At 63.3% G+C, this 23,779-nt stretch carries 25 protein-coding genes; 14 read left to right on the plus strand and 11 right to left on the minus strand.

From position 1 onward, the window contains the following. Nucleotides 1-11: 11 nt before the first annotated feature. The gene (locus tag JJ959_RS02265) at nt 12-968 is read right to left on the minus strand and encodes an ABC transporter permease (RefSeq protein WP_292879639.1); all 957 of its coding nucleotides are present in this window, start codon (nt 966-968) and stop codon (nt 12-14) included. 27 nt (nt 969-995) lie between these two features. After that, nucleotides 996-2,579, minus strand: coding sequence for an ABC transporter substrate-binding protein (locus tag JJ959_RS02270; protein ID WP_292879640.1), 1,584 nt, complete (start codon nt 2,577-2,579; stop codon nt 996-998). Nucleotides 2,580-2,821: 242 nt separating this feature from the next. Here JJ959_RS02270 and JJ959_RS02275 point away from each other — a divergent pair, with 242 nt between their 5' ends. Continuing rightward, nucleotides 2,822-4,639 carry an ABC transporter transmembrane domain-containing protein gene (locus JJ959_RS02275; RefSeq protein ID WP_292879641.1) on the plus strand — a complete coding sequence of 606 codons (1,818 nt, stop codon included), beginning with the start codon at nt 2,822-2,824 and terminating at the stop codon, nt 4,637-4,639. Nucleotides 4,640-4,649: 10 nt separating this feature from the next. On the opposite strand, the gene JJ959_RS02280 is transcribed toward JJ959_RS02275, so the two are convergent. The 4 genes from JJ959_RS02280 to JJ959_RS02295 form a co-directional block, all read right to left on the minus strand. Continuing rightward, nucleotides 4,650-5,519, minus strand: a complete 870-nt coding sequence (locus tag JJ959_RS02280) for a lauroyl acyltransferase (RefSeq protein WP_292879642.1) — start codon at nt 5,517-5,519, stop codon at nt 4,650-4,652. Nucleotides 5,520-5,634: 115 nt separating this feature from the next. Beyond that, nucleotides 5,635-6,201, minus strand: coding sequence for a peroxiredoxin-like family protein (locus tag JJ959_RS02285; protein WP_292879643.1), 567 nt, complete (start codon nt 6,199-6,201; stop codon nt 5,635-5,637). A 136-nt stretch (nt 6,202-6,337) separates the two neighbouring features. Next, nucleotides 6,338-6,952: a TetR/AcrR family transcriptional regulator gene (locus JJ959_RS02290; protein WP_292879644.1), complete on the minus strand. Its 615-nt coding sequence runs from the start codon at nt 6,950-6,952 to the stop codon at nt 6,338-6,340. A 216-nt stretch (nt 6,953-7,168) separates the two neighbouring features. Next, nucleotides 7,169-7,630, minus strand: coding sequence for a tRNA (cytidine(34)-2'-O)-methyltransferase (locus JJ959_RS02295; protein ID WP_292879645.1), 462 nt, complete (start codon nt 7,628-7,630; stop codon nt 7,169-7,171). Nucleotides 7,631-7,827: 197 nt separating this feature from the next. Between JJ959_RS02295 and petA the strand changes: the two genes are divergently transcribed. The 5 genes from petA to JJ959_RS02320 all read left to right on the plus strand — a co-directional run bounded on the left by petA (nt 7,828) and on the right by JJ959_RS02320 (nt 11,930). After that, nucleotides 7,828-8,358, plus strand: a complete 531-nt coding sequence (petA, locus tag JJ959_RS02300) for a ubiquinol-cytochrome c reductase iron-sulfur subunit (protein ID WP_292879646.1) — start codon at nt 7,828-7,830, stop codon at nt 8,356-8,358. 12 nt (nt 8,359-8,370) lie between these two features. Further along, nucleotides 8,371-9,627 carry a cytochrome b/b6 gene (locus JJ959_RS02305; protein ID WP_292879647.1) on the plus strand — a complete coding sequence of 419 codons (1,257 nt, stop codon included), beginning with the start codon at nt 8,371-8,373 and terminating at the stop codon, nt 9,625-9,627. Further along, nucleotides 9,627-10,400, plus strand: a complete 774-nt coding sequence (locus JJ959_RS02310) for a cytochrome c1 (protein ID WP_292879648.1) — start codon at nt 9,627-9,629, stop codon at nt 10,398-10,400. Before JJ959_RS02305 ends, JJ959_RS02310 begins: the two co-directional genes overlap by 1 nt. A 121-nt stretch (nt 10,401-10,521) precedes the next feature. Beyond that, nucleotides 10,522-11,409 (plus strand): S-methyl-5'-thioadenosine phosphorylase, encoded by an 888-nt coding sequence (locus JJ959_RS02315; protein ID WP_292879649.1) that lies wholly within the window; start codon nt 10,522-10,524, stop codon nt 11,407-11,409. Between the two features lie 62 nt (nt 11,410-11,471). Beyond that, entirely contained in the window at nt 11,472-11,930 is a 459-nt protein-coding gene (locus JJ959_RS02320; protein ID WP_292879650.1) for a tetratricopeptide repeat protein, read from the plus strand. 65 nt (nt 11,931-11,995) lie between these two features. Here the strand turns inward: JJ959_RS02320 and JJ959_RS02325 are convergent, their stop codons facing one another. Together JJ959_RS02325 and JJ959_RS02330 are read right to left on the minus strand one after the other, a co-directional pair. Beyond that, nucleotides 11,996-12,658: an HAD family phosphatase gene (locus JJ959_RS02325; RefSeq protein WP_292879651.1), complete on the minus strand. Its 663-nt coding sequence runs from the start codon at nt 12,656-12,658 to the stop codon at nt 11,996-11,998. Between the two features lie 191 nt (nt 12,659-12,849). Then, a complete protein-coding gene (locus tag JJ959_RS02330) occupies nt 12,850-14,280 on the minus strand; it encodes an amidase (protein WP_292879652.1) in 1,431 nt (476 codons plus the stop codon). A gap of 53 nt (nt 14,281-14,333) precedes the next feature. On the opposite strand from JJ959_RS02330, the gene JJ959_RS02335 reads away from it, so the two are divergent. Both JJ959_RS02335 and JJ959_RS02340 read left to right on the plus strand, forming a co-directional pair. Beyond that, a complete protein-coding gene (locus JJ959_RS02335) occupies nt 14,334-14,555 on the plus strand; it encodes a hypothetical protein (RefSeq protein WP_292879653.1) in 222 nt (73 codons plus the stop codon). A 495-nt stretch (nt 14,556-15,050) separates the two neighbouring features. Then, the gene (locus JJ959_RS02340; RefSeq protein ID WP_292879654.1) at nt 15,051-15,491 is read left to right on the plus strand and encodes a hypothetical protein; all 441 of its coding nucleotides are present in this window, start codon (nt 15,051-15,053) and stop codon (nt 15,489-15,491) included. Nucleotides 15,492-15,554: 63 nt separating this feature from the next. Here the strand turns inward: JJ959_RS02340 and JJ959_RS02345 are convergent, their stop codons facing one another. The 3 genes from JJ959_RS02345 to JJ959_RS02355 all read right to left on the minus strand — a co-directional run bounded on the left by JJ959_RS02345 (nt 15,555) and on the right by JJ959_RS02355 (nt 18,512). Further along, on the minus strand, nt 15,555-16,412 hold the full coding sequence (locus tag JJ959_RS02345) for a sulfotransferase (protein WP_292879655.1): 858 nt from the start codon (nt 16,410-16,412) through the stop codon (nt 15,555-15,557). 86 nt (nt 16,413-16,498) lie between these two features. After that, nucleotides 16,499-17,296, minus strand: coding sequence for an enoyl-CoA hydratase (locus JJ959_RS02350; protein WP_292879656.1), 798 nt, complete (start codon nt 17,294-17,296; stop codon nt 16,499-16,501). A 22-nt stretch (nt 17,297-17,318) separates the two neighbouring features. Next, complete coding sequence (locus tag JJ959_RS02355) at nt 17,319-18,512, minus strand: CaiB/BaiF CoA-transferase family protein (protein ID WP_292879657.1); 1,194 nt, start codon at nt 18,510-18,512, stop codon at nt 17,319-17,321. A gap of 395 nt (nt 18,513-18,907) precedes the next feature. Between JJ959_RS02355 and ccmA the strand changes: the two genes are divergently transcribed. The 6 genes from ccmA to JJ959_RS02385 all read left to right on the plus strand — a co-directional run bounded on the left by ccmA (nt 18,908) and on the right by JJ959_RS02385 (nt 23,779). After that, nucleotides 18,908-19,594, plus strand: a complete 687-nt coding sequence (ccmA, locus tag JJ959_RS02360) for a heme ABC exporter ATP-binding protein CcmA (protein ID WP_292879658.1) — start codon at nt 18,908-18,910, stop codon at nt 19,592-19,594. Between the two features lie 7 nt (nt 19,595-19,601). Then, nucleotides 19,602-20,267, plus strand: a complete 666-nt coding sequence (gene ccmB / locus JJ959_RS02365; RefSeq protein ID WP_292879659.1) for a heme exporter protein CcmB — start codon at nt 19,602-19,604, stop codon at nt 20,265-20,267. Between the two features lie 70 nt (nt 20,268-20,337). Further along, nucleotides 20,338-21,063, plus strand: a complete 726-nt coding sequence (locus tag JJ959_RS02370; RefSeq protein WP_292879660.1) for a heme ABC transporter permease — start codon at nt 20,338-20,340, stop codon at nt 21,061-21,063. Between the two features lie 76 nt (nt 21,064-21,139). Beyond that, a complete protein-coding gene (ccmD, locus tag JJ959_RS02375) occupies nt 21,140-21,352 on the plus strand; it encodes a heme exporter protein CcmD (RefSeq protein ID WP_292879661.1) in 213 nt (70 codons plus the stop codon). Then, nucleotides 21,342-21,788: a cytochrome c maturation protein CcmE gene (gene ccmE, locus JJ959_RS02380; RefSeq protein ID WP_292879662.1), complete on the plus strand. Its 447-nt coding sequence runs from the start codon at nt 21,342-21,344 to the stop codon at nt 21,786-21,788. Before ccmD ends, ccmE begins: the two co-directional genes overlap by 11 nt. Further along, complete coding sequence (locus JJ959_RS02385; RefSeq protein WP_292879663.1) at nt 21,785-23,779, plus strand: heme lyase CcmF/NrfE family subunit; 1,995 nt, start codon at nt 21,785-21,787, stop codon at nt 23,777-23,779. Before ccmE ends, JJ959_RS02385 begins: the two co-directional genes overlap by 4 nt.

Raw genomic sequence — 23,779 nt, forward strand, 5'->3', positions numbered from 1 at the left:
TCTCCCCTCCCTCAGCGCGGATGCAGCAGACGCGGGTTTGTCAGGATCGACAGGATATCCGCGAGCAGGTTGAGAAGGACGTAGGTCCCGGCGAAGATCATGGCCGAGGCCTGCACCACGGGAAGATCCCGCTTCGAGACGCTGTCGACCATGAGCTGGCCGAGCCCCGGATAGACGAACACCACCTCGACGACGACCACACCGACGATCAGGTAGGCGAGGTTGATCACCACCACGTTGATGATCGGCGCCAGCGCATTCGGCAAGGCGTGCTTCACGATGATCCGGGCGCGCGAGAGGCCTTTCAGGTTGGCCATCTCGATATAGGGGCTGGCCAGCAGGTTGATGATCGCGGCGCGTGTCATCCGCATCATGTGCGCGACCACGACGAGGGTCAGCGTCAGCGCGGGCAGCAGCACCTTGTAGACCTTGTCCCAGAACGGCGTCGCGTCGCTGATATTGGCGATCGACGGGAATACGGGATAGGTCACCGCGAGGAAGAAGATCAGGATGTAGGCGACGAAGAACTCGGGAAAGGAGATCGAGCTCAGGGTCACCACGTTCACCGCGCGATCGTAGAAGGAATAGCGGTAGAGCGCCGCGAGCACCCCGAGCGTCAGCGCCAGCGGCACCGAGATCGCGGCGGCGGTCACGGCGAGGAACAGCGTGTTGCCGAAGCGCAGGCCGATCAGCTCGGAAATCTCGCGCTTGTTGGCGAGCGAGCGGCCCATGTCGCCCTGGAGCATGTTCCAGAGCCATTCGACATAGCGGATGTGCGCCGGCACATCGAGGCCGAGCTCGCGCCGGAAGGCGGCCACGGTTTCGGGAGTCGCGCCCTGGCCGAGGATTTCCTCGGCGATGTCGCCCGGCAGCAATTCGATGCCGAGGAAGATGATGAGCGAGACGACGAACAGCGTCAGGAAGCCCAGCGCAAAGCGCTGGGCGACCATTTTCATGATTTGTGCCATGGAACTCTGTTCCGGAACGTCGCGGGTTTACGCGAAGGACCAGCGTTCCGCGAACTTGGCGCCGTCGAGCTCCCAGTTCCCCGCCATCTGCTCCGACGGCAGGATCTTGTCCGAGGCCGCGAACACGTAGTTCGCGAACATCGGGACGACGACACCGCCCTCGTTGCTGACGATTTCCTGCATCTCGTAATACATCGTCCGGCGCTTGTCGCTGTCGAGCTCGGCGCGGGCCGCGAGAAGCAGCTCGTTAAACCGGTCGTGCTTCCAGAACGTGTCGTTCCAGTCCGCACCGGCGGCATAGGCGGTCGTGAACATCCAGTCCTCGGTCGGACGGCCGCCCCAATAGCAGGCGCCCCAGCCCTTCTTCATCCAGACGTTCGACCAATAGCCGTCGTTCGGCTCGCGCACGACCTCGATATTGATACCGGCCTTGGCCGCGTGTTCCTTGTAGAGCACCGCCGCGTCGACCGCGCCCGGGAAGGCCGCGTCGGCAGCCGAGAGCTGGATCACGGTGCCGTCCATGCCGGCCTTCTTGAAGTGGAACTTCGCCTTGTCCGGATCGTAGCTGCGCTGCGCCAGACCGTCGGCATGATACTGGTTGGTCGGGCTGATCGGATGGTCGTTGCCGACCACACCGTGGCCGCGCAGGATCTTCTTCACCAGCTCGTCACGGTCGAGCGCGTATTTCAGCGCGAGACGCAGCTCGTTGTTGTCGAACGGCGCCGTGTCCGTGCGCATCGGGAAGGTGTAGTGCTTGTAGCCCACCGTCTCCATGACGTTGATGCCGGGCTTGCGCTTCAGCAGATGCACGGTCTTCAGGTCTGCACGGTCCATCATGTCGATCTCGCCGGTGGTCAGCGCGTTCTGGCGCGCCGCAAGGTCGATGATGGTGATCATTTCGACCTGATCGAAATGGCCCCGGTCGGACTTGAAGTAGTTCTTGTTCTTGTTCGCCATGAAGCGGACGCCCGGCTCGTAGTTCTCAAGCACGTAGCCGCCGGTGCCGATGCCTTCGGTCGGATCGATCTTGCCGTCCTTCGAGGGCTTGATGGCGATGTGGTAGTCGCTGATGACATACGGGAAATCGGCATTGCCGGATTCCAGCTCGATCACGACCTCATGCTTGCCGTCGGCCTTGATGGAGGTCACCTGCTTCAGCAGGGACTTGGCCGGCGATTTCGTGTCTTCGCCCATGTGGTACTGGATGGAGGCGATGACGTCTTCCGCCTCGAGGCTCTTGCCGTTGTGGAACTCGACGCCCTTGCGCAGCTTGAAGCTCCAGGTCTTGGCGTCCGGGGAGGCTTCCCAGCTCTCGGCCAGTTCAGGCTTCACGCCGCCCGTGTGGTCGACTTCGCCGAGATGGTTGAAAAGCGTGTAGTCCATCGAGAGGGAAAAGCCGTTCTCCCAGGTCGCGGGGTCGAGGGAGTCGGTGGTCGAACCGTGGCCGATGCCGGCGCGCAGGTGACCGCCCTTCTTGGCGGCGTAGGCTTTCCGGCCCATCAGGGCAGACGTGGACGCAGCCGTGATGCCGAGCGCGGCCGTGCCGCCGAGAAAACCACGGCGGGAAACGTCGCCGGACAGCGGCGCTGTCAGCTTTTTGTTGGATGTCATGAGAGCCTCCTGTTTGCTCACTTTTTGAGGCGCCATGCATTTTTGATTGCTTTGTTTGGCGCCGATTGGGTCGCGAACCGACCGCATATTCGACGGCTCAATAGTACGGGAAGTCGGATTTAAATCAACAATGTCGCTTGTGGTTTCGCGCGTGGCGCGAGAAAGGCCGGAAGTTCAATTCGATGGCGGCCCGGCCCCGGCCTGTTGTAAGGAAGGGCCCGGAATCGCTCGGAAGGGATCGCATGTCGCGCAAATCGGACCGCACGAAAGTCAGCCTGACGGACGAGGCCTCGCTCTCGCTTATGAAGCGAGTGGTGCGGGAGCTGGTCCGGCCTTATATGGGCCGGCTATTCCTCGCGCTGATCTGCATGGTCCTCGTCGCCGGGGCGACCGCGGCCTCCGCCTGGCTGATGGATCCGATGGTGAACAAGATCTTCATCGAGAAGGATCTGTCGGTGCTGTGGCTGGTCGCCGGGGCGGTGATCGCCACCTTCTTCGTGAAGAGCGTGGCGACCTATGCCCAGGAAGTGCTGGTCGGCTATGTCGGCCAGCGGGTCGTTGCCGATACCCAGGCGCGTCTCTACCGGCACCTGATCAATCTCGATCTCGGGCTCTTCCAGGACCGGCACAGCGGTACGCTGATCTCGCACTTCACCTTTGATATCAACACCATGCGCAACGCCGTGGCGAACGCGCTGGTCGGCCTCGGGCGGGACAGTCTCTCGGTGATCTTCTTGGTCGGGGTGATGTTCTATCAGGAGTGGCTGCTTGCCTGCATAACCTTCGTCGTGGCGCCGCTCTCGGCCTATCCGATCCGCCAGCTCGGCAAGCGCATGCGCCGGGTCTCGGCGGAGACGCAGGAGGAGATGGGTTCGATGACCACCCTGCTGACGCAGGGTTTCCAGGGCATCCGGATGATCAAGTCCTACGGTCTCGAGACCCATCAGGCCGGCCGGATCCAGCAGCTCGTCGAGCGCCTCTTCAAGCTGAACTACCGGGGTATACGGGTGAAGGCGGCGCCGCAGCCGATCATCGACTTTCTCGGTGGCGTCGCGGTCGCCGCGGTCATTCTCTATGGCGGCGCGCGGGTGATCGAGGGACACACCTCACCGGGCGCATTCTTCTCCTTCATCGCCGCGACGCTGATGGCCTATCAGCCGCTGCGCGCCCTCGGCAAGATCAACACCAACCTGCAGGAAGGCCTCGCGGCGGCACAGCGCGTCTTTGCGCTGCTCGACCGTGAGTCCTCGATCCGCAACGCGCCGGACGCGAAGCCGTTGCCGCGCATGGCGGGTTCGGTCGTGTTCGACGATGTCCGGTTTTCCTATGAGGTCGGCGTGGATGCGGAGCGGGACATTGCGCTGAGGGGCGTAAGCTTCGAGGCGCCGTCGGGCAAGGTCACCGCTTTGGTCGGGCCGTCCGGCGCCGGCAAGAGCACGGTGTTCTCGATGATCCCGCGGTTCTACGATCCGGCGGGCGGAACGGTGCGCGTGAACGGCGAGGATATTCGGACCGTCACCCTGGAGAGCCTCCGGGAGTCGCTGGCGATCGTCAGCCAGGACGTGGTCCTCTTCGACGACAGCGTGATCAATAACATCCGGTTCGGCCGGCTCGACGCCAGCGACGAGGAAGTCCGTGCGGCCGCACGGGCGGCGGCGGCGGATGAGTTCATCTCGGCGATGCCGAACGGCTACGAGACGGTGATCGGCGAGCAGGGCACGAAGCTCTCCGGCGGTCAGCGCCAGCGCCTCGCGATCGCCCGGGCGATCCTTAAGGACGCGCCGATCCTGCTGCTCGACGAGGCGACCAGCGCGCTCGACACAGAGTCCGAGCGGCAGATCCAGACGGCGCTGAACGAGCTGATGAAGGGCCGTACGACGCTGGTCATCGCGCACCGTCTCTCGACGATCCAGCATGCCGACGTCATTCACGTCTTTGACGCTGGCAAGGTGGTCGAAAGCGGCGACCATGCGGCCCTGCTCGCCAGGGGCGGGCTCTATGCCCATCTGCACGGTTTGCAGTTCGGCCCGGCGGACCAGGCGGCAAGGGCCGGGGAATAGAAGGAACGTGTCAGTCCGGCCAGCGCTTGTGGACCCAGAACCATTCCGACGGACGTTCGCGCACCCAGTCCTCGATCAGTGACGTCGCGGCCTGCGTCAGGCTCCTGACGTCTTCCGCATGGTCTCCGCTGTCGGGTTTCTCCATCGGCGGCAGCACGGTCAGCCGGAAATGCGCGCCGCCGAGCCGTTCGATCCGGGTCGGGACGACGTCGCAGCCGAGCTTGAGGGCGAATTCGGCGAAAGCGCTGGGTGTCATCGCCTCGCGGCCGAAAAAAGAAACAGGGATCCCCTCGCGCAGTTTCTGGTCGATCAGCATTGCGACCGGCCGGTCCTGTCTCAGAACCCGAAGCAGCTCGCGTCCGGCGGAAGGCCCCTTGGCGATCAGGCTCATTTGCGGATGCGTCAGCCGGTCCTCGAACACGGAAGCGAGATAGGGATTGTTCGGGCGGCGATAGACGGAACTCAGATAGACGCCATGAAGGGCGCCGACGATCGGCATGATTTCCCAATTGGCGAGATGCGCGGAGACGAAGATCGCCGGCCGCGGTTTGGCGGCAAGTGCCTCGATGAAGCCGGTGCCGAGCAGTTCGACGCGCCGGCCGGCCTCGCGCCCGATCCTTTCGTGATGAGGATATTCGCCGGCCGTCCGTCCGAGATTGTCCCACATGCCCGAGAGGATCCGGCCGATCCCGGCGCTGTCTTTCTCCGGGAAGGCAAGTTCGAGATTGCGGCGCGCAACCTTGTGTGCGGGCAGCATGGGGCCGACACAGCGCATGACGGCGCCTCCGAGCCAGGACGAAAAGTCGAGAGGCAGTTGGCGCAGCAGGACGAGCAGGCCGCGAACGAGCCAGGCTTCGAGCCGGAACCTCAGTTTTTTCAAAGGATGAACGGTCACGCAGCCCTAGTAGCGCATGGCCGGGCGCCGTGCCAGTGGATTTGACCACGTTCCCTGCCGGAACCGGAGGCCGCCGGGCAGCCTCCGGTCGAGGCGGAGGTTATTCGGCGGCTTCGGCCGGAATGTCGACGATCTCGCCGCGGCCCGGGTAGTCCTTCGCGATCACGAAATCGAGGGCTTTCAGGATCGCGCCGAAATCCGGCCGTGCGAACGGCATGGTCTGCACCGTGGCGAAATAGAGCTCGCCATTCGGCCGGACCAGGAACAGGCCGGGTTCGACGAACAGGCTCGGTTCCTCGATGCCGACCGAGGTCTTGCCGCGGCCGGAGGAGATATAGAGCCCCCATTCGCGCGCCTTCCGGAGCGTCAGGCCGTAGCCCATGGTCAGGTTTTCGAGCTTCCAGTCTTCCCTGGCCTGCTTGGCGCGCGCCTCGTCGTCGCTCGAGAGAACGATCACCTCGACGCCGCGTTCCCTGAAGTCGGCGAGCTTGCGGTCGAGATCCTTCAGGTAATTGCCGCAGATCGGGCAATGCAGGCCGCGATAGACGACGACCATGGTGAAATTCTCAGGCTTGGAATCGGAGAGGCTCCAGGTCCCGCCGTCGAGTGTCGGGATCGACAATGCGGGAACCAGCTTGCGGGGAAAGAGGGGGGTGAGCTGCGACATGGGATGTTCCTTGGGGATGGGGCGTTCGGATAATTATGGAACATTCATTCCAAAACACAACAAGGAGATAGCTGCGAAATCGGAACGGGTCTCGTCGGCGCGAAGGAGGTGAGGGGCTGGGCGTTCGAGGGAAGGCTTATTCGGCCGCTGCCGGCAGGTCCGGTTTGCGGTCTTCGAGCACGGACATGGCGCTGTCCACCACGTCGCGCAGAGTCGCGACATCGGCATCCGCGCGGGCGAGCACGCGCAATCCGTTCGTCGTCGCCGTCAGGAAGCGGGCGAGCGCCCGGATGTCCTGACCGCGGGCGATGTCGCCGGCCTGCTGCGCCCTCAGGAGGGCGCGGTAGAAGGTATCCTCGACCCGGGCGAAGCTCTTGCGCAGGGTCTCGCCGATGACGGCATCGTGCGGCGCGAGTTCGACCACGGAATTCGTGATCAGGCATCCGAGTTCGCGTCCGTCGCCGACGGAAAACTCGACCAGTCCTTCGAAATAGTCCCTGATCCCGGTCACCGGGTGCTCGGCTTCGCTGACTTTCCTCAGCCGTTCTGTGCTGACGCTGGAAATGTAGTGCTGAACGGCGGCCTGAAAGAGGCCGCGCTTGTCGCCGAAGGTGTCGTACATCGAGCCCCGGTTGATCCCGGTCGCCTCGACCAGATCCTGCACGGACGTCGCCTCGTATCCGCGGCGCCAGAATGCCCGCATCGCGTTTTCCAGGACTTCTGCCCGGTCGAACTCTTTCTGTCTTGCCATGAGGTTAGGATGATCTCTGAGCGGGGATTGTCAAGAATGGGCGGAACACACGTTCTTTCATGCGTCAGGTGTCACTAAAAACTCATTAATAGTCCAAACAATATCGCGTGAGACGGCCGTGGCGCCCGACGGGATCGAGTATAGCCCATGGCTGGGCAATGATTATGCCTATCGCTGAAAGAGGTCTGGTGCGGATGTGTCACCGCTCGCGGAAATCTAGCCCTCGTCTGTTTGGCACAGCCCGGTCTGCCGAAGCGCTTCCCAGAGCGCGATCGAGGCGCTGACCGCGATGTTGAGGGAGCGCAGGCCGCGCCGCATGGGAATCAGCACCCGCGCGTCGGCGGCGGCGTGAACCTCGTCCGGAACGCCGGCCGATTCCCGTCCGAAGAGCAGAGTATCGCTTTCGGAAAAACTGAATTCCTGCAACGGGACCGACGCCTTGGTGGTCAGCAGCACGAGGCGCCCCGGCCCCGTTTTCTCCCGGAAACGCTCCCAGGAAACATGCCGGTTCCAGTCGACGTGATCGACGTAATCCATACCGGCTCTGCGCATCCGTGCATCGCTCAGGGCGAAGCCGCAGGGCTCTATGATATCGACCCCGACGCCGAAGCAGGCCGCGAGGCGGAGGATGGTTCCGGTATTCTGTGGGATATCCGGTTGATAGAGCGCAATTCGCACGGTTTGACGCCTATTGCTCGCGAGAGGTTAGGGAGACTTTGCAATTGGGTTCAGGGGGTAGTATAGGACGGAGCAATGACGTCGGAGCAGGCTAGAATTCCTGCCGGTCGCGCGCGACCTTGTGTCGCACTCACCGCGGTGGGGGACGGGATAAGTTCCCTGTCGAATTAAAAGTGGGCGAGAGGTGCTGAATTACAATGGCTGAGATGGAAGAAGGCGCGACACGGCGCGACTTTATCAACGTCGCCAGCGGTGCCGTCGGTGCAGTTGGCGCCGCGGCCGCAGTATGGCCGTTCATCAATCAGATGAACCCTGCTGCCGATACGCTGGCCCTCGCGAGCACGGAGGTTGATCTCTCCGCGATCGAAGTGGGCATGTCGATCACCGTGGTCTGGCGCGGCAAACCGGTTTTCATCCGTCACCGCACGGAAGAGGAAATCAAGGAAGCGGAAGCGGTCGATCTCGGCGATCTGCCCGATCCGACCCCGGATGCGCAGCGGGTCGAGAAGCCGGAATGGCTGATCCTCGTCGGCATCTGCACCCACCTCGGCTGCGTGCCGCTCGGCCAGAAGACGACCGAGCCGCGCGGCGATTACGGCGGGTGGTTCTGCCCCTGTCACGGCTCTCACTACGACACCTCCGGTCGTATCCGTAAAGGCCCGGCGCCGGCCAACCTTCCCGTGCCGCCCTATGCCTTTACCGGCGACGCCGCGATTAGAATCGGTTGAGGAGGCTGATCGATGAGCACTGCTAACTTCTCCAATCCGGTTGTCCGGTGGATCGACCACCGCCTGCCGATCTTCAGCTTCCTGCATCACGAAGCGCACGAATACCCGACCCCGAAGAACCTCAGCTACTGGTGGAACTTCGGCTCGCTCGCCGGGATCATGCTCGTCATCATGCTGGTGACCGGCATCACGCTCGCGATGCACTACACGCCGCATGTGGACTACGCCTTCGACTCCGTCGAGCGCATCATGCGCGACGTCAATTCGGGCTGGCTGATCCGCTACATCCACATGAACGGCGCCAGCTTCTTCTTCATCGCCGTCTACATCCACATCTTCCGCGGCCTCTATTACGGCTCCTACAAGGCGCCGCGCGAGCTGCTCTGGATGCTGGGCGTCGTGATCATGCTGCTGATGATGGCCACCGCCTTCATGGGCTACGTGCTTCCCTGGGGCCAGATGAGCTTCTGGGGCGCCACCGTCATCACCAACCTGTTCTCCGCGATCCCGGTCGTCGGCGACAGCATCGTGACCTGGCTGTGGGGCGGTTTCTCGGTCGACAACCCGACCCTCAACCGGTTCTTCGCCCTGCATTACCTGCTGCCGTTCGTGATCTTCGCGGTCGTCGTGCTGCATATCGTGGCGCTGCACCGTTTCGGCTCGAACAACCCGCTCGGGATCGACGTGAAGGGCCCGCAGGACACCATTCCGTTCCACCCGTACTACACGATCAAGGACATGTTCGGCCTCGCCGTCTTCCTGATCCCGTTCTGCGGTTTCGTGTTCTTCGCGCCGAACTTCCTCGGGCATCCGGACAACTACATTCCGGCCAACCCGCTGGTGACCCCGGCGTACATCGTTCCGGAGTGGTACTTCCTGCCGTTCTACGCGATCCTGCGCGCCGTTCCGGACAAGCTGCTCGGCGTTCTGGCCATGTTCGGCGCCATCGCGGTGCTGTTCATCCTGCCGTGGCTCGACCGTTCGCCGGTCCGCAGCGGCAAGTTCCGCCCGGTCTTCAAGATCTTCTTCTGGCTGCTGTTCCTCGACTGCATCCTGCTGACCTGGCTCGGCGGCAAGCCGGCGGAAGGCGTCTATGTCATCGCGGCCCGCTTCGCGACCGCATACTACTTCTTCTACTTCCTGATCGCGCTGCCGCTGCTCTCGATCTTCGAGACACCGAAGCCGCTCCCCAAGAGCATCAGTGAGTCCGTTCTCGGCGGTGCCGGAGGACCAGCCGCAGCACCGGCTGCCGCGAAGGAGAAAGCATAATGGGTATCAAGTCTCTGATCGCGGCCACCGCTACCGTCGCCGTTCTCGCCCTGGGCGGCACCCAGCCGGCGAATGCCGCCGGTGAAGCCGTTGCCCTGCCGAAGCAGGACTGGTCGTTCAATGGCATCTTCGGCACGGTCGACCGGGCAGCGGCCCAGCGCGGTCTGCAGGTCTACCGGGAAGTCTGCGCGACCTGCCACTCGCTCGACTATATCGCCTTCCGCAACCTGACCGATCTCGGGTATTCGGAAGACGAGGTGAAGGCGATCGCGGCCGAGTACGAGGTCCAGGACGGCCCGAATGACGAAGGTGAGATGTTCACCCGTCCGGGCACGCCCGCCGACCGTTTCCCGGCACCGTTCCCGAACGAGAAGGCGGCGCGTGCCTCCAATGGCGGCGCCTATCCGCCGGACCTCTCGCTCATCGTAGATGCGCGGGCCGGTTTCGAGGATTACGTCTACGGCGTGCTGATCGGCTACGAGGAAGCGCCGGCCGGTGTCACGATGATGGCCGGGATGAACTACAACAAGTACTTCCCGGGTCACCAGATCGCCATGGCGCAGCCGCTCTATGAAGACGGCGTGACCTATGCGGACGGTACCAAGGCCTCCATCGACCAGATGGCGAAGGATGTGACCACCTTCCTCGCCTGGGCGGCCGAGCCGAACATGGAAACCCGCAAGCGGACCGGCATCGCGGTGATCCTGTTCCTGATCGTGCTCTCCGGCCTGTTCTATGCTTCCAAGCGGAAGATCTGGGCCGACGTGCACTGATCCAGCCGACATCTCTTAGAAAGTAGGCCGCGTCCCCGGACGCGGCCTTTTCTTTTGCGATTGGCAAGTCTGTGTCCTTCGGCTACCCAGAAACCGGACAGCAATCTGGATGGGCGATATCATGACGGACCTGACACGCGACGCGGTGCTCGGCTTTATCGGCGGCAGTGGGATCTACGAGATTGACGGGCTGGCCAACACGCGCTGGGAGACGGTCACGTCGCCATTCGGCACGCCGTCCGACCAGCTCCTGTTCGGTGAGCTCGACGGCCAGAAGCTGGTCTTCCTGCCGCGCCACGGCCGGGGCCACAAGCTGAACCCGTCCGGGATCAACTACCGCGCCAATATTGACGCGATGAAGCGGGCCGGCGTCACGGACATCGTCTCTCTCAGTGCCGTCGGCTCCCTCAAGGAAGAATACGCGCCGGGCCATTTCGTGCTGATCGACCAGTTCATCGACCGCACCTTCGCGCGCGAGAAGACCTTCTTCACCAACGGCTGCGCAGCGCATGTCTCCTTCAGCCATCCGGTCTCGGCGCGGATCCAGGCGGCGCTGGCGGCGGCCTGCGAGCAGCTCGGCCTGCCCTATAGCGTGAACGGGACCTATATCTGCATGGAAGGTCCGCAATTCTCCACCTATGCCGAAAGCACGCTCTACCGTTCCTGGGGCTGCGACGTGATCGGGATGACCAACATGCCGGAGGCCAAGCTGGCCCGCGAGGCGGAGATTCCCTACGCCACCGTCGCCATGATCACGGATTACGACTGCTGGCATCCGGACCACGACAGCGTGACGGTCGAGCAGGTCATCAAGGTGCTGACCGGGAATGCGCAAAAGGCACGGGATCTGGTGCGCACCGTCGCCCCCATGCTGGCGAAGCGCCCGGAGGTGGACGAGCAGGGCGGCGACAACGCGCTGCAATTCGCCCTGATCACCCATCCGGACGCGCGCGATCCGGAAGTCGTCGCCAAGCTGGATGCGGTTGCGGGACGGGTTCTGAAAGGCTGATTGCGGACCGGCATGCAGGGCGGGTGGTGCTCCCGTCGATCGCGGGCTAAGATACCCGCGTCATGGCACGGACCTCACATCCATCCCCGTCGCGCCTCGGCGGGGTGGTGAATATCGGCACGGCACGGCTGGAGAACCTCTACCGCAAGGTCACGAAGGGGCAGCCGGAGAGCCCGCGTTCGCTCCATGTCAAAAGCATCCTCGCCATGCAGAATGGCCGTCATGCCGAAGCGGCGCAGCTGATCGGCATGGCCGCGGTACTCGACCCGTCGGATGCGGATCATCAGCGCCAGCTCGGCACGACCTGCTTCGAGGCCGGATGGCTGGAGCCCGCCGCGACCGCGCTCAACCGCTCGATCTATCTGAAACCGGACGATCCGGAGCCCTGGTTCACCCTCGGCCAGGTGTTCGACGCCGCCGGCAACCGCGACCATGCCCGCACCTGCTACGAGCAGTGCCTCGCCCTCAATCCGCGCTTCCACGATGCCCGCATCGCGATGGCAGAGCAGGATCTGGGGTAGGGGTTTTTCGCTCCGATACAATTCAGTCGTCACCCCGGCGCAGGCCGGGATGACGGTCGAGGATATTACCCCAACCGTTCCCGGATCTCGTCGTGGTGGGAAAAGATCTCGCTGGCGCCGGCGTCACGGAGCATTTCCGGCAGGTCCGCGTCGCCGCCGCTTTCCCCGACATAGCCCCAGGAGGTCATGCCGGCCTTGGTGGCCGCTGTGATGCCCGTGGTGCTGTCCTCGATGACCAGGCATTCGGAGGGTGCGGCGCCAAGACGTTCTGCGGCCAGGAGGAACATGTCCGGCGCCGGTTTGCCGCGCGCGACATGGTCGAGGGAGACCAGATGCGGGTCGAAATGCCTCAGCAGGCCGGTGTGGCGCAGCTTGCGTTCCAGCGAGGCAGCGCCGCTGTTTGATGCGACGGCCTTGGGCAGCGTCAGGGTGGAGAGCAGAGCGGCAATGCCCTCTGTCGGGGTCAGAGCGCGTTTGTATTCGGCCCAGGTCTCGTCCTTGATTCTGTCGAAGCAGCCGTCCGGCAGCGGCTTGCCGAACTTTTCCCGGTGCTCCTCTTCGACCAGCGCCAGGAACTGCGGCCAGGCTGCGCCCTTGAAGCGCTTGCTGTAGGCGTCCGGTTCGTAATTCAGGCCGAGCTCTCCGAGACGCCGGATATAGAACGCGCGGAGGATCGACTCGGAATTGATGAGGACGCCGTCGCAGTCGAAGATGATGGCCGAGAACATGACAGTCCGGTGCAGCAAGAGGCGGGAGACATGATTTAGGAGGTTAATCCGGAAATGTCACCGGTGCTGGCACGTTTTCACGAAACGACAACAACCGTCACCCCTGGCTGAGGCCGGGCCCAGAGGATTACAGAGACCGCTCTATGATCCCTGGATCCCGGCCTGCGACGGGATGACGGTGTATCGATGGCTCACATCGTGACTGGTTTTACGTTCTCCCGCACCCAGGCGGCGAGGCCGGTGAGGTCCTGGTCCCGGTGCAGCTGGCCGACGATCTGAACGCCGACCGGCATGCCCGAGATGCCCATCAGCGGCAGGGTGATCGCGGGCGCGCCGAGGGCCGAGGTCGCCGCGTTGAAGGCGGGCAGACCGGTCTGGTGCGTGATCCCCGGCTCGCCGGTGCTGCCCGTGCCGTCGAACGGCGGGGCGATTCCGACAGAGGAGAGGGTGATGCAGCCGTCCGCGAAGGGTGCCAGCGCCTTGAAGCGGGTACGCATCCGCTCGCGCTGGTCGAGCGCGGCCCGATAGTCCGCGAGGCTCATGTCCTCGGCGAGCGCGAGGCGCTGCTGCAGGCTCTCGCTCATCAGGCTGCGGTCCTTCTCGGCGAGATTGCGCAGGGACCAGCGCAGTTCCCAGCAGCAGATGTCGCGGGCGAGCTTCAGGCTTTCCGCCATCGCCACCTCGCAGGCGTCGATCGTCGGGCTGTCGGCCCGGGTGAGGATCTGGATATCCTGCCTGCGGAGCTGGTCCAGGATCTTTTCGAAGGCGGCGCGGGTGGTGCCGTCAAGCATCTCCCAGCCCTCGGTCTGCAGCAGGATAAGATGGGTCGGCTTCTTCGGTCCCGCCGGCGCTTCCTCGCCGTAGAGGCCGGGATAGCCCGCATCGCCGCCTGCCGTGGCCGCGATCTGGTAGGCGACCGCCCACATGTCCTCGAGCGAGCCCGCATGGACGCCGATATGGCTCTGGCTGAGCGTGCCGGCCCGCTCGCCCCGGTTCAGCGCGCCGAGCGTCGGCTTGATCGCGTAATTGCCGCAGAAGCTCGCCGGACGGATCACCGAGCCGACGACCTGCGAGCCGATGGTGGCGGGCACCATGCCGGCACCGATCGCCGCGGCCGAGCCGCTGGAGGAGCCGCCGGGCGTGCGGTCCGGATCGAACGGGTTGCGGGTCGGGCCGGGATGCGAGAATCCTAGCTCCGTCGTCACCGTCTTGCCGAGGATCACCGCGCCGGACATCCTCAGACCGTAGACGAGAGCGCTGTCGGCATGGGTCTCGTTGCCCTTGAAGAGCGGACTGCCCATTTCGGTCGGCATGTCCTTCGTCATGAAGAGGTCCTTGATGCCGACCGGCATGCCGTCGATGGGGGAAAGCTGTTTGCCGGCCTTGTAACGGGCACTCGCCTCGTCGGCCGCCTTGCGGGCGCCGTCGCGATTGATCGTGACCCAGGCCTGCACCTCCGGCTCGCGCGCCTCGATCACCTCGAGACAGCGCTCCAGATAGGCGCGCGGACTGTCGCTTCCGTCACGGAAGGCGGGAACCGCATCGTGGAAGGTGAGCAGTTTCTGGCTGGCCGGATCGTAGCTGCCGCTGGTCGCGGTCTGCTGGCGGTTGGCAACACTCATGCTTATGTTTCCCCCTGTCGTTTTTTATCGTTGGGTTCTTCTGAATCACTTAGGTGCGCATGGACCTCCTGACCACTTTGATCGCGCTTGCCGCCGCAATCCTGATCTTCGCGTTCGCGCGTCTTCAGGACCGCAAGGAACGGCTTCCAGGGAATGTTACCCTGATCCCCTATACGATGATCCAGATTTTTGCCGTCGTCACCTGCCTCGTGCTCGCGGCGCATCTGGTGACGCTGCTCTCGGGGGTGCCGTTCAAGGGGCGGTTCGCGGGGTAATGCGCCGCAATAAGTTCATGGTAATATTCTGAAAGACTATTGCTCTCTAAAACTTGGGTAATTGCGAATGGACAGCACAAAAGATTCTATGAGTATAAAGACTTTTTTCTTTTATCGAGGGTGGCTTTTTGGTTATGAGTCGCCAAAAATGGAAAATGGATTTGGATTGTTTTCTGGATTGATGGTATTTTTCTTTGTAATGCATTTGATAAATTTTTCATATTATCAAAAAATTGGTGAGAATTTTGGAGTTTTAATTTTTTTAATTCTAATTTTTTATTTTATATTGCATTTTCATTATTTTAAAATTTTGAGTTCGGGTTCGAAAATTGGTGAGTTTTTTGTTTTGTCGGAAAGGTACTGTCGCATATTAAATGACTCTTTGATTTCATTTGCCATCACAATTGTTATGGTTTGGGTAGGTTTGTCGATTTGTTTCTTGTTTATTGATCCGATCTGCAAAAATTTTACTCTTTTCAAGAGTGAATTGGGGGGGTGTGCGCCGATTTTGACCGCGGCGACATTCCTGCGCAGCTTATGTACCATGGTGACGTGCTGCTCTTGTCAGGAATTCTCTACGCGTTTTCTGCCGTGGTGGTGAGTGTTTTGGCAGTCGTTTCTGTGATTAGAAATAGAAAATTTATTAATTATAATTATTTTGATCTTCTGTCTAATTTGCGGTGTGTTGGATTTTGCGGATTTTATTTTTTGTATGTTTTGAGTTTCGTTTTGATTCCAGAGTTTGTGGGTATCAAGCATGGTAATTTTAATTATCCATTTGTATCGCAAGTGAAGCGGGAATTATTTTTGAATATATTTTTACTTATTCCAACCGGAATCATTTTATTTGTTTTCTTTTTAACGAGTATCTCGGTAGCAGTTTTGATTTCGATAAAGTTCCTTGATGAAAGGCCGTCAAATGCCGACTCCGCCTAGTGTGACGCCGGTGAGTTCGTCTTGAAAGGATAGTCGTGCGGACGGAAAATTGCGGTCGACGGCCTACTGATACCCGAGTTCCGACAGCATCGGTTCCGCCGCTTCGATCGCCGCCGCCTGTTCTTTTTCCGTGAGCTCCGCGCGCCAGCCACCGACGACGCCCTGGCGGTAATGCGAGCTGGCATCCGTCTCGCCGCGCTTGCGGCCGCCGGAGAGGCTCTCGAAGCTGGCTTTCTGGACCGCGGCCGCGACCAATTTCGGATCGTCCGGTGCGCCGAGGAAGCGGAACAGCTTTGCCGCCGTATTCTCAGCGTCCGCATGCAGGTCCTCGTACCGCACCTCCAAGAAGGCATGGCCCGCTGCGAGCTTGCGCGCCTCCAGAATCCGGTTGCGCCACTGTTCGCAATAGGAGGGGATGTAGTCCTCGCGCGAAATGTGCCCGACCAGTTTCGAATTGAAGCGGATATAGCCCGAGACCGCGCCGTCGCGCGGATCGCGGATGACATGGATGACGCGCGCTTCCGGATAGATCTGCCAGATGCGGCGGAGACTGGTTATGTTGTCCGGCGTCTTCTCGCCGACCGTGACCAGATCGGCGACATCCTTGTCCCCGAGATTGGCGCCGGCGAGGGAGGCGAAGGAGGCCTTGAAGATCGGTCCCATATGGACGCCCCGGAGCCCGTTGACGCCCGGCCCCCAAGTGTCGACCAGGTCGTGACGGCGCCGGCTGTAGCTCTTAAGCATCTCATAGAGATTCGGGATCATGTCCTCGAAGAAGCGCGACTCGCCCATGCAGAGCACGTTCGGATGAGCGTTCAGCAATTGCTGCATCCAGGTCGTCCCGGACCGCGGCATGCCGCCGACAAAGAAGACCGGGAGTTCCAGCAGACGGGCATGGACCGCGTCGAACGGATCGGGCATTCAGTCGTCCTCGAAGGAGTCGGATCCGAAGCCTTCCGGACCCGGTCCCGCTCATATGTGTTTCGCGGGCCGCAATCTAGACCAGGTCAGCGTCCCCGGAAAACCGGCTTTCGCTTTTCCATGAAGGCAGTCCGTCCCTCGACATAGTCCTCGCTCTCCATGCATTTCAGGACCAGCGCGTCGCAGGCTGCCGCGTCCTGATCCTCTTCCGGTTTCTCCAGCTCGATCAGCGCCCGTTTCGCGGTGTGAATGGCGAGCGGTGCGTTCTCGGAGATGCGGGACAGCAGGTCCTCGACATGGGCGTCGAGTTCGGCTTCTGGCAGGACCCGGTTGACCAGCCCCATCATCACCGCCTCGTCGGCGGTGAACTGCCGGGCGGTGTAGAAAATCTCGGCGGCGAAGGCGGGGCCGACGAGCGTGCGCAGGCGCCGGATGCCGTCCATCGCATAGCCGATGCCGAGCTTGGCCGCCGGCACCGAAAAGCGCGATTTCTCCGAGCAGACCCGGATGTCGCACTCGATCGCGACGGCGAGGCCGCCGCCGATGCAGAAGCCGTTGATCCGCGCGATGGTCGGTTTCTCCAGTGCCCGCATCACCTGCTGGAAGCGGGCGACGGCGCGGTCGTAGGTCTCCACCGCCTCCCGACTTGCCCGCTCGTCCCCGAACTTGGAGATGTCCGCGCCGGCGACGAACGCCTCGCTGCCCGCGCCGGTCAAGAGGATGGCGCGGACATTCTCGTCCCGCCCGAACGCCTCCAGCAGCTCGGCGCCGTGGGTCCACATTTCCAGCGACATGGCGTTGTGGCGGGCCGGATTGTTGAAGATCAGGCGGGCGATGCCGTTCTTGAACTCGGTCAGGATCGGCTGCGGGGCACTAGCGGGCATTGGGTCTGCTTTCTGCTTCGGCTTAGATGACCTGCTTGTCGCGCAGGGCCTTGATCTCCTCGGCGCTCATGCCGAGTTCGCCCAGGATCTCGTCGGTATGCTCGCCGTAAGACGGGGGCGCGGCGACGAATTTGCTCGGCGTGCGGGAGAGAGTGATCGGCTGGGCAACGAGATCGATATCGCCGAGCTCCTCGGAGTGCACGGTCTGCTGCATGCCGAGATGCTTCACCTGCGGGTCGGCAAAGGTCTGGTCGATATTGTAGATCGGCCCGGCCGGCACGCCCTCCTTGTTGAAGAGATCGACCCAGTGCTTGGTGGTCTCGGTCAGAATCACGTCCTGGATGATGGCATTCAGCGTGTCGCGGTTCTCGGAACGCTTCGGCGCGGTGTCGTAGTCCTCGTTCTTCGGCAGGTCCGGACGGCCGATGGCTTCGCAGAACCGGGTCCAGATCTTCTCGCCCGAGACCGCGATGTTCATGTAGCCGTCGCTGGTCTTGAAGACGCCGGTCGGGATGCTGGTCGGGTGGTTGTTGCCCGCCTGCTTCGCGACCTCGCCGCTCATGGTCCAGCGCGAGGCCTGGAAGTCGAGCATGAAGATCTGCGCCTGCAGCAGCGACGTGTGGACCCACTGGCCCTTGCCGGACTGCTCGCGCTCGAGCAGCGCCAGCATGATACCCTGGGAGGCGAAGATGCCCGCGGTCAGGTCGGCGATCGGGATGCCGACCCGCATCGGGCCTTCGCCGGGCGCGCCGGTGATCGACATCAGACCGCCCATGCCCTGCGCGATCTGATCGAAGCCGGGCCGCTTGGCATAGGGACCGTCCTGGCCGAAGCCGGAGATCGAGGCATAGACCAGGCCCGGATTGTCCTTGGCCAGGGTCTCGTAATCGATCCCGAGGCGCTGTTTCACGTCGGGACGGAAGTTTTCGACGATGACGTCGGCGGTCTTCGCCATCTTCTTCAGGATGGCGAGGCCTTCGGGATCCTTCAGGTTCAGCGTCATCGCCCGCTTGTTGCGGTGCAGGTTCTGGAAGTCCGAACCTTCGCGCGCGCCGCCGAGCTGGTTGCCGGCCTCCATCGCCTCGGGGAGCTCGATCTTGATCACGTTGGCGCCCCAGTCGGCGAGCTGGCGCACGCAGGTCGGACCGGAACGGACCCGCGTCAGGTCCAGGACCGTGAAGCGGGAGAGGGCGGCGGAAGCGTGGATCGCGGGCAATTCATTTCTCCCTTGAAGCTGATTTTTTATATCTGAACCATGCGCCGGCGAAAGGAAACGCCCATTGGCGACGGTGTTTCGTGATTGGCCGGAAAAAATACACCGACAGATCTCGAAATCGCCATATTGGATTCCTATATTTTTCATATACCGGCAGTCCCCGGTAAACCGGCTTGGCGGAGGTTCCGTCAAGAACTGGTCCCCTTCTCCGACTCTTTGAAGGGTCGGAAACTTGAAAAAGCGGCGCCGCATTCCCCCCTCCCCCAGACCGGCGCCGCTTTCTTTGCGTGTAATCCGGAAATCGATCGCGGCGCCCTGACGCGTTGAGGCGCGGCGCGACCTCCCCTATTGTGAGCCCGCCCCACCGGCGGGGCAGGGATGAGGGCACTGCTTCAATGCATGATTTCGGCGACCACCGCTTCGAGGGTAAGGCCGTGCGCTGCCGCAGGGGCGGACGCCTCGTCTTCGATCGGCTCGATTTCGAACTGGCCTCGGGCGGTGTGCTTATACTCCGCGGACCGAACGGGAGCGGCAAGTCGAGCCTGCTCCGCGTTATGGCCTCGCTCGTGCGCCCGGAAGCGGGAAACATGCTCTGGGACGGCGCGCCGGTCCGCGACGATCCGGCGGCACACGCCGCGCGGCTGCACTATGTCGGGCACTCCGACGCCGCCAAGCCCGCCATGACAGCCGAGGAACTCCTCACCTTCTGGCGCGGGATGCGCGGCGGTACGGGCTGTCCCGTCGGCGAGGCGCTGGAGCGGTTCGGGATCGCGCACCGGGCCGACTTTCCGGCACGTTATCTCTCCTCCGGACAGAAACGCCGCCTGGCGCTTGCCCGCCTGCTGGTCAGCGAGGCGCCGCTCTGGATCCTCGACGAACCGACGGTCGGGCTTGACGCTGACGGTGTCGGGTCGCTCGAGCAGGCGATCGCGGCGCACCGCGCGCGGGGCGGCATGATCGTCGCCGCCACGCATATCCGCTTCGAAACCGGCGACGCGGTCGCCGAACTCGACCTCTCCGCATTCGCGCCCGGGCCAGCGGATCTGGACGCGGCCGGCGACCTGTTCGCCGCCGCGGTCTGAAGCTGTCATGAACGCTTTCCTCGCAATCGTCCGCCGCGATCTCTCGCTCGCCCTCCGCCAGGGCAGCGACGCCACCATGGCGCTGATGTTCTTCGTCATTGTCGTCACTCTGTTCCCGCTCGGCGTCGGCCCCGAACCCGGCGTGCTGGAGCGGATCTCTGCCGGCATCGTCTGGGTGGCGGCGCTGCTGGCCGCCATGCTCTCGCTCGACCGGATGTTCCAGTCCGACTACGACGACGGCACGCTGGAGCTGATGCTGCTGGCGCCGGCACCGCTGGAATTGCTGGTGCTCGGCAAGTGTCTCGCGCACTGGCTGACCACGGGGCTGCCGATGCTGCTGATCGCGCCGCTGCTCGGGCTGTTCATGAACATGCAGGCGGACGCCTTCCCGGTGCTGCTCGCCACCATGGCGCTTGGCACGCCGGTCCTGAGCCTGCTGGGCGGCATCGGCGCGGCCCTCGTGCTTGGCGCGCGAAGGGCAGGGGCGCTGGTCGCGCTGCTGGTGCTTCCGCTCACCATCCCGCTGCTCATCTTTGGCGTTTCAGCGATCGAGGCGGCGGTGACCGGGCAGTCGTCGAAGGCGCAATTGCTGATCATCGGTGCCATGCTGCTCGCCACCCTGCCGCTCGCGCCCTGGGCGACCGCGGCGGCCTTGCGACAGGCTGTCAGTTGAAGTTTCGCGCCCTTTGGTGTTCAACGGACGAAACGGTCGGACAAGACCGGCAACGGGAGATCATGCGCGGATGAACTGGTTCCACTGGTTTGCCAACCCGGCGCGCTTCATGCGGCTCGCGGCGCGCCTGCAGCCCTGGATCATGGTGCTCGGCCTCGCGACCGGGGCCGCCGGGCTATACTACGGCCTTTTCGACTCGCCGCCCGACTACCAGCAGGGCGAGACGGTGCGGATCATGTATGTCCATGTCCCGTCGGCCTGGATGGCGATGTTCGTCTACACGATGATGGCGGTGGCGGCGGCCAGCTTCCTGATCTGGAAACACCCGCTGGCCGACGTCGCGGCGCAGGCTGCAGCGCCGATCGGTGCCGGATTCACGCTGATGGCGCTGGTCACCGGCTCGCTCTGGGGCCAGCCGATGTGGGGCACCTGGTGGGTCTGGGACGCGCGCCTGACCTCGGTGCTGATCCTGTTCTTCCTCTATCTCGGCTACATCGCGCTGGTGAACGCGTTCGACGATCCGGAGCGCGGCTCGAAGGCCGGGGCGATCCTGTTGCTGGTCGGTGCGGTGAATATTCCGATCATAAAATTTTCCGTCGACTGGTGGAACACGCTGCACCAGCCGGCGAGCGTGGCGCGCATGGATGGACCGGCGATCGATCCCTCGATGCTGCTGCCGCTCATGCTGATGGCGGCCGCCTTCAAGCTCTATTTCCTCTATCTGCTGATCGTGCGGATGCGGGGCGAGCTGACGGCGCGCCGGATCCGGCTGCTGCGGCTCTCGGATGCGGCTTGAGGCGCGACGCAAAGTCGCCTTGAACCGGCGGCGTTCAGACTAAATGATCTATGTCAGCGAATGAGTGCGGAGCGGGATGCTGAGGGACTTTCTCGAAATGGGCGGATACGCGACCTATGTCTGGTCGTCCTATGCCGTCGTTCTTGTCGTACTCGCCGGCATGCTGATCGCTTCGTTGAATGCACTACGGGCGCGAGACAGCGAACTGAAGGCGCTCGAGGAACGGGTCGGCGGACGCCGGCAGCGCCGGAACCAGGGGCGCGTGGAGGAAATGGCCAATGACGCCTAAGAGACGCCGTCTCTCGATCGTCCTGATCGGACTGACCATGCTGGGTGCCGCCGCGGCGCTGGTGCTGACAGCGTTCGAGGAAAATCTCGTCTTCTTCTTCAGCCCGACCGAGCTGCAGGCGAAGGAGATCGCTCCGGATCGGCGTATCCGGGTCGGCGGCCTCGTTCAGGAGAACAGCGTCGCCAGCTTCGAGAACGGTCTGCGCACAGAGTTTACCGTCACCGATCTCGAGCATTCGGTGAAAGTGGTCTATCGCGGCCAGTTGCCGGATCTGTTCCGCGAGGGGCAGGGCGTGGTCGCCGAGGGCAAGTTCGAGGGCGGGGTCTTCAATGCGAGCGAAGTGCTCGCCAAGCACGATGAGAACTACATGCCGCGCGAGGTCGCGGATGCGCTTAAAAAATCCGGTCGCTGGCAGCACGCAACGGAAAAACAATGATCGCTGAAATCGGGCATTACGCCCTGACGCTCGCCTTTTTCGTCGCGCTCGCCCAGACCGCGGTGCCGCTCTATGGCGCGGCGCGGCGGGACCGGGCCCTGATGGCCTTCGCCGGACCGGCCGCGTCAGCGCAGTTCCTTCTGATCGCGATCTCCTTCGGGGCGCTGACCCACGCCTATCTCACCTCCGATTTCTCCGTCGCCAACGTGGCCGAGAACTCCCACAGCCTGAAGCCGCTGCTCTACAAGATCTCCGGTGTCTGGGGGAACCACGAGGGCTCCATGCTGTTCTGGGTCCTCATTCTCGCCCTGTTCGGCTTCGCCGTCGCCGCCTTCGGGAGCCAGCTTCCCGACAGCCTGAAGGCGCGGGTGATCTCCATCCAGGGGATGATCGGCCTCGCCTTCCTCGCCTTCATCCTGCTGACCTCGAACCCGTTCGAGCGGCTCGATCCTGCGCCGCTCGACGGCCGCGACCTCAATCCTCTGCTGCAGGACCCGGGGCTCGCCTTCCATCCGCCCATGCTCTATGTCGGCTATGTCGGCTTCTCGCTCGCCTTCTCCTTCGCCATGGCGGCGCTGATCGAAGGCAAGGTCGACCCGGCCTGGGCGCGCTGGGTCCGGCCCTGGACGCTGGGCGCCTGGACCTTCCTGACCGCCGGCATCACGCTCGGCAGCTGGTGGGCCTATTACGAGCTCGGCTGGGGCGGCTGGTGGTTCTGGGATCCGGTCGAGAACGCGAGCTTCATGCCCTGGCTCGCCGGCACCGCCTTGCTGCACTCCGCCATCGTGGTGGAGAAGCGTGACGCGCTGAAGGCCTGGACCATCCTGCTCGCCATTGTGACCTTCTCGCTCAGCCTGATGGGCACCTTCCTGGTTCGCTCCGGGATCCTGACCTCGGTCCATGCCTTCGCCGTCGATCCGGAGCGAGGGCTCTTCATTCTCGGCATCCTGATCGTCGCGGTCGGAGGCTCTCTGACCCTGTTCGCGGTGCGTGCTCCGGCGCTGAAGGCGAGCGGCCTGTTCGCGCCCGTCAGCCGCGAGGGTGGGCTGGTGCTGAACAACCTGATCCTCAGCGTGGCGACGGCGACGGTCTTCATCGGCACGCTCTATCCGCTTTTCCTGGACGCCATGACCGGCGACAAGGTTTCGGTCGGCGCGCCGTTCTTCAATGCCACCTTCGTGCCGGTCATGATCCCGCTGCTGGTCCTGCTGGCACTCGGCCCGCTGCTTCCGTGGAAGCGGGGCAACCTGCGGGTCGCGGTCGAGAAGCTCTGGGTCAGCGCGCTCTTCACCGTCGTGGTGGCGGGCGGCATTCTGGTGCTCTCCGACGAGGCGCCGCTGGCGCCGGTTCTCGGCTTCGGTTTCGCCGCCTGGGTCGCGGGCGGTGTGGTCACCGAATTGGCCGAGCGCATCCGCCTGTTCCGCATCCCCGTCGGCGAGAGCCTGCGCCGGCTGGTGAAGCTTCCGGGCGCGGCCTACGGCATGAGCCTCGCCCATATCGGCATCGCGATCTTCATCTGCGGCGCTACCGGCGAGACCAACTGGACCCGCGAACTGGTTGTGGTCGCCAAGCCGGGCGACAGCATGACTCTCGGCCAGTACGAGCTGGTGCTGGACGATCTGAGCCGCATTCAGGGCCCGAACTATTACAGCGACACCGCGACGCTGAGCGTGACAAAGAACGGCGAACCGTTCGCCGTGCTGGATCCCGAGCGGCGGCTCTATCCGGTGCAGCAGATGCCGACGACCGAGGCCGCCATTCGCTCCGGTATCGCGGGCGACCTCTATGTCGCGATCGGGGAGGGCAATGCGGCCGACGGCATCATCGTCCGGGTCTGGGTGAAGCCGCTGGTGCCCTGGATCTGGGCCGGAGCAATGATCATGGTGCTCGGCGGCCTGTTCTCGCTCTCCGACCGCCGCCTTCGGGTCGGTGCGCCGAAGCGATCGGCGAAAAGGCCGGGCGGCCCGGCCGTTGCGGAAGGTGCGGACTGA

This window comes from Nisaea sp. (genome assembly GCF_017640745.1).
GTDB lineage: Bacteria > Pseudomonadota > Alphaproteobacteria > Thalassobaculales > Thalassobaculaceae > Nisaea.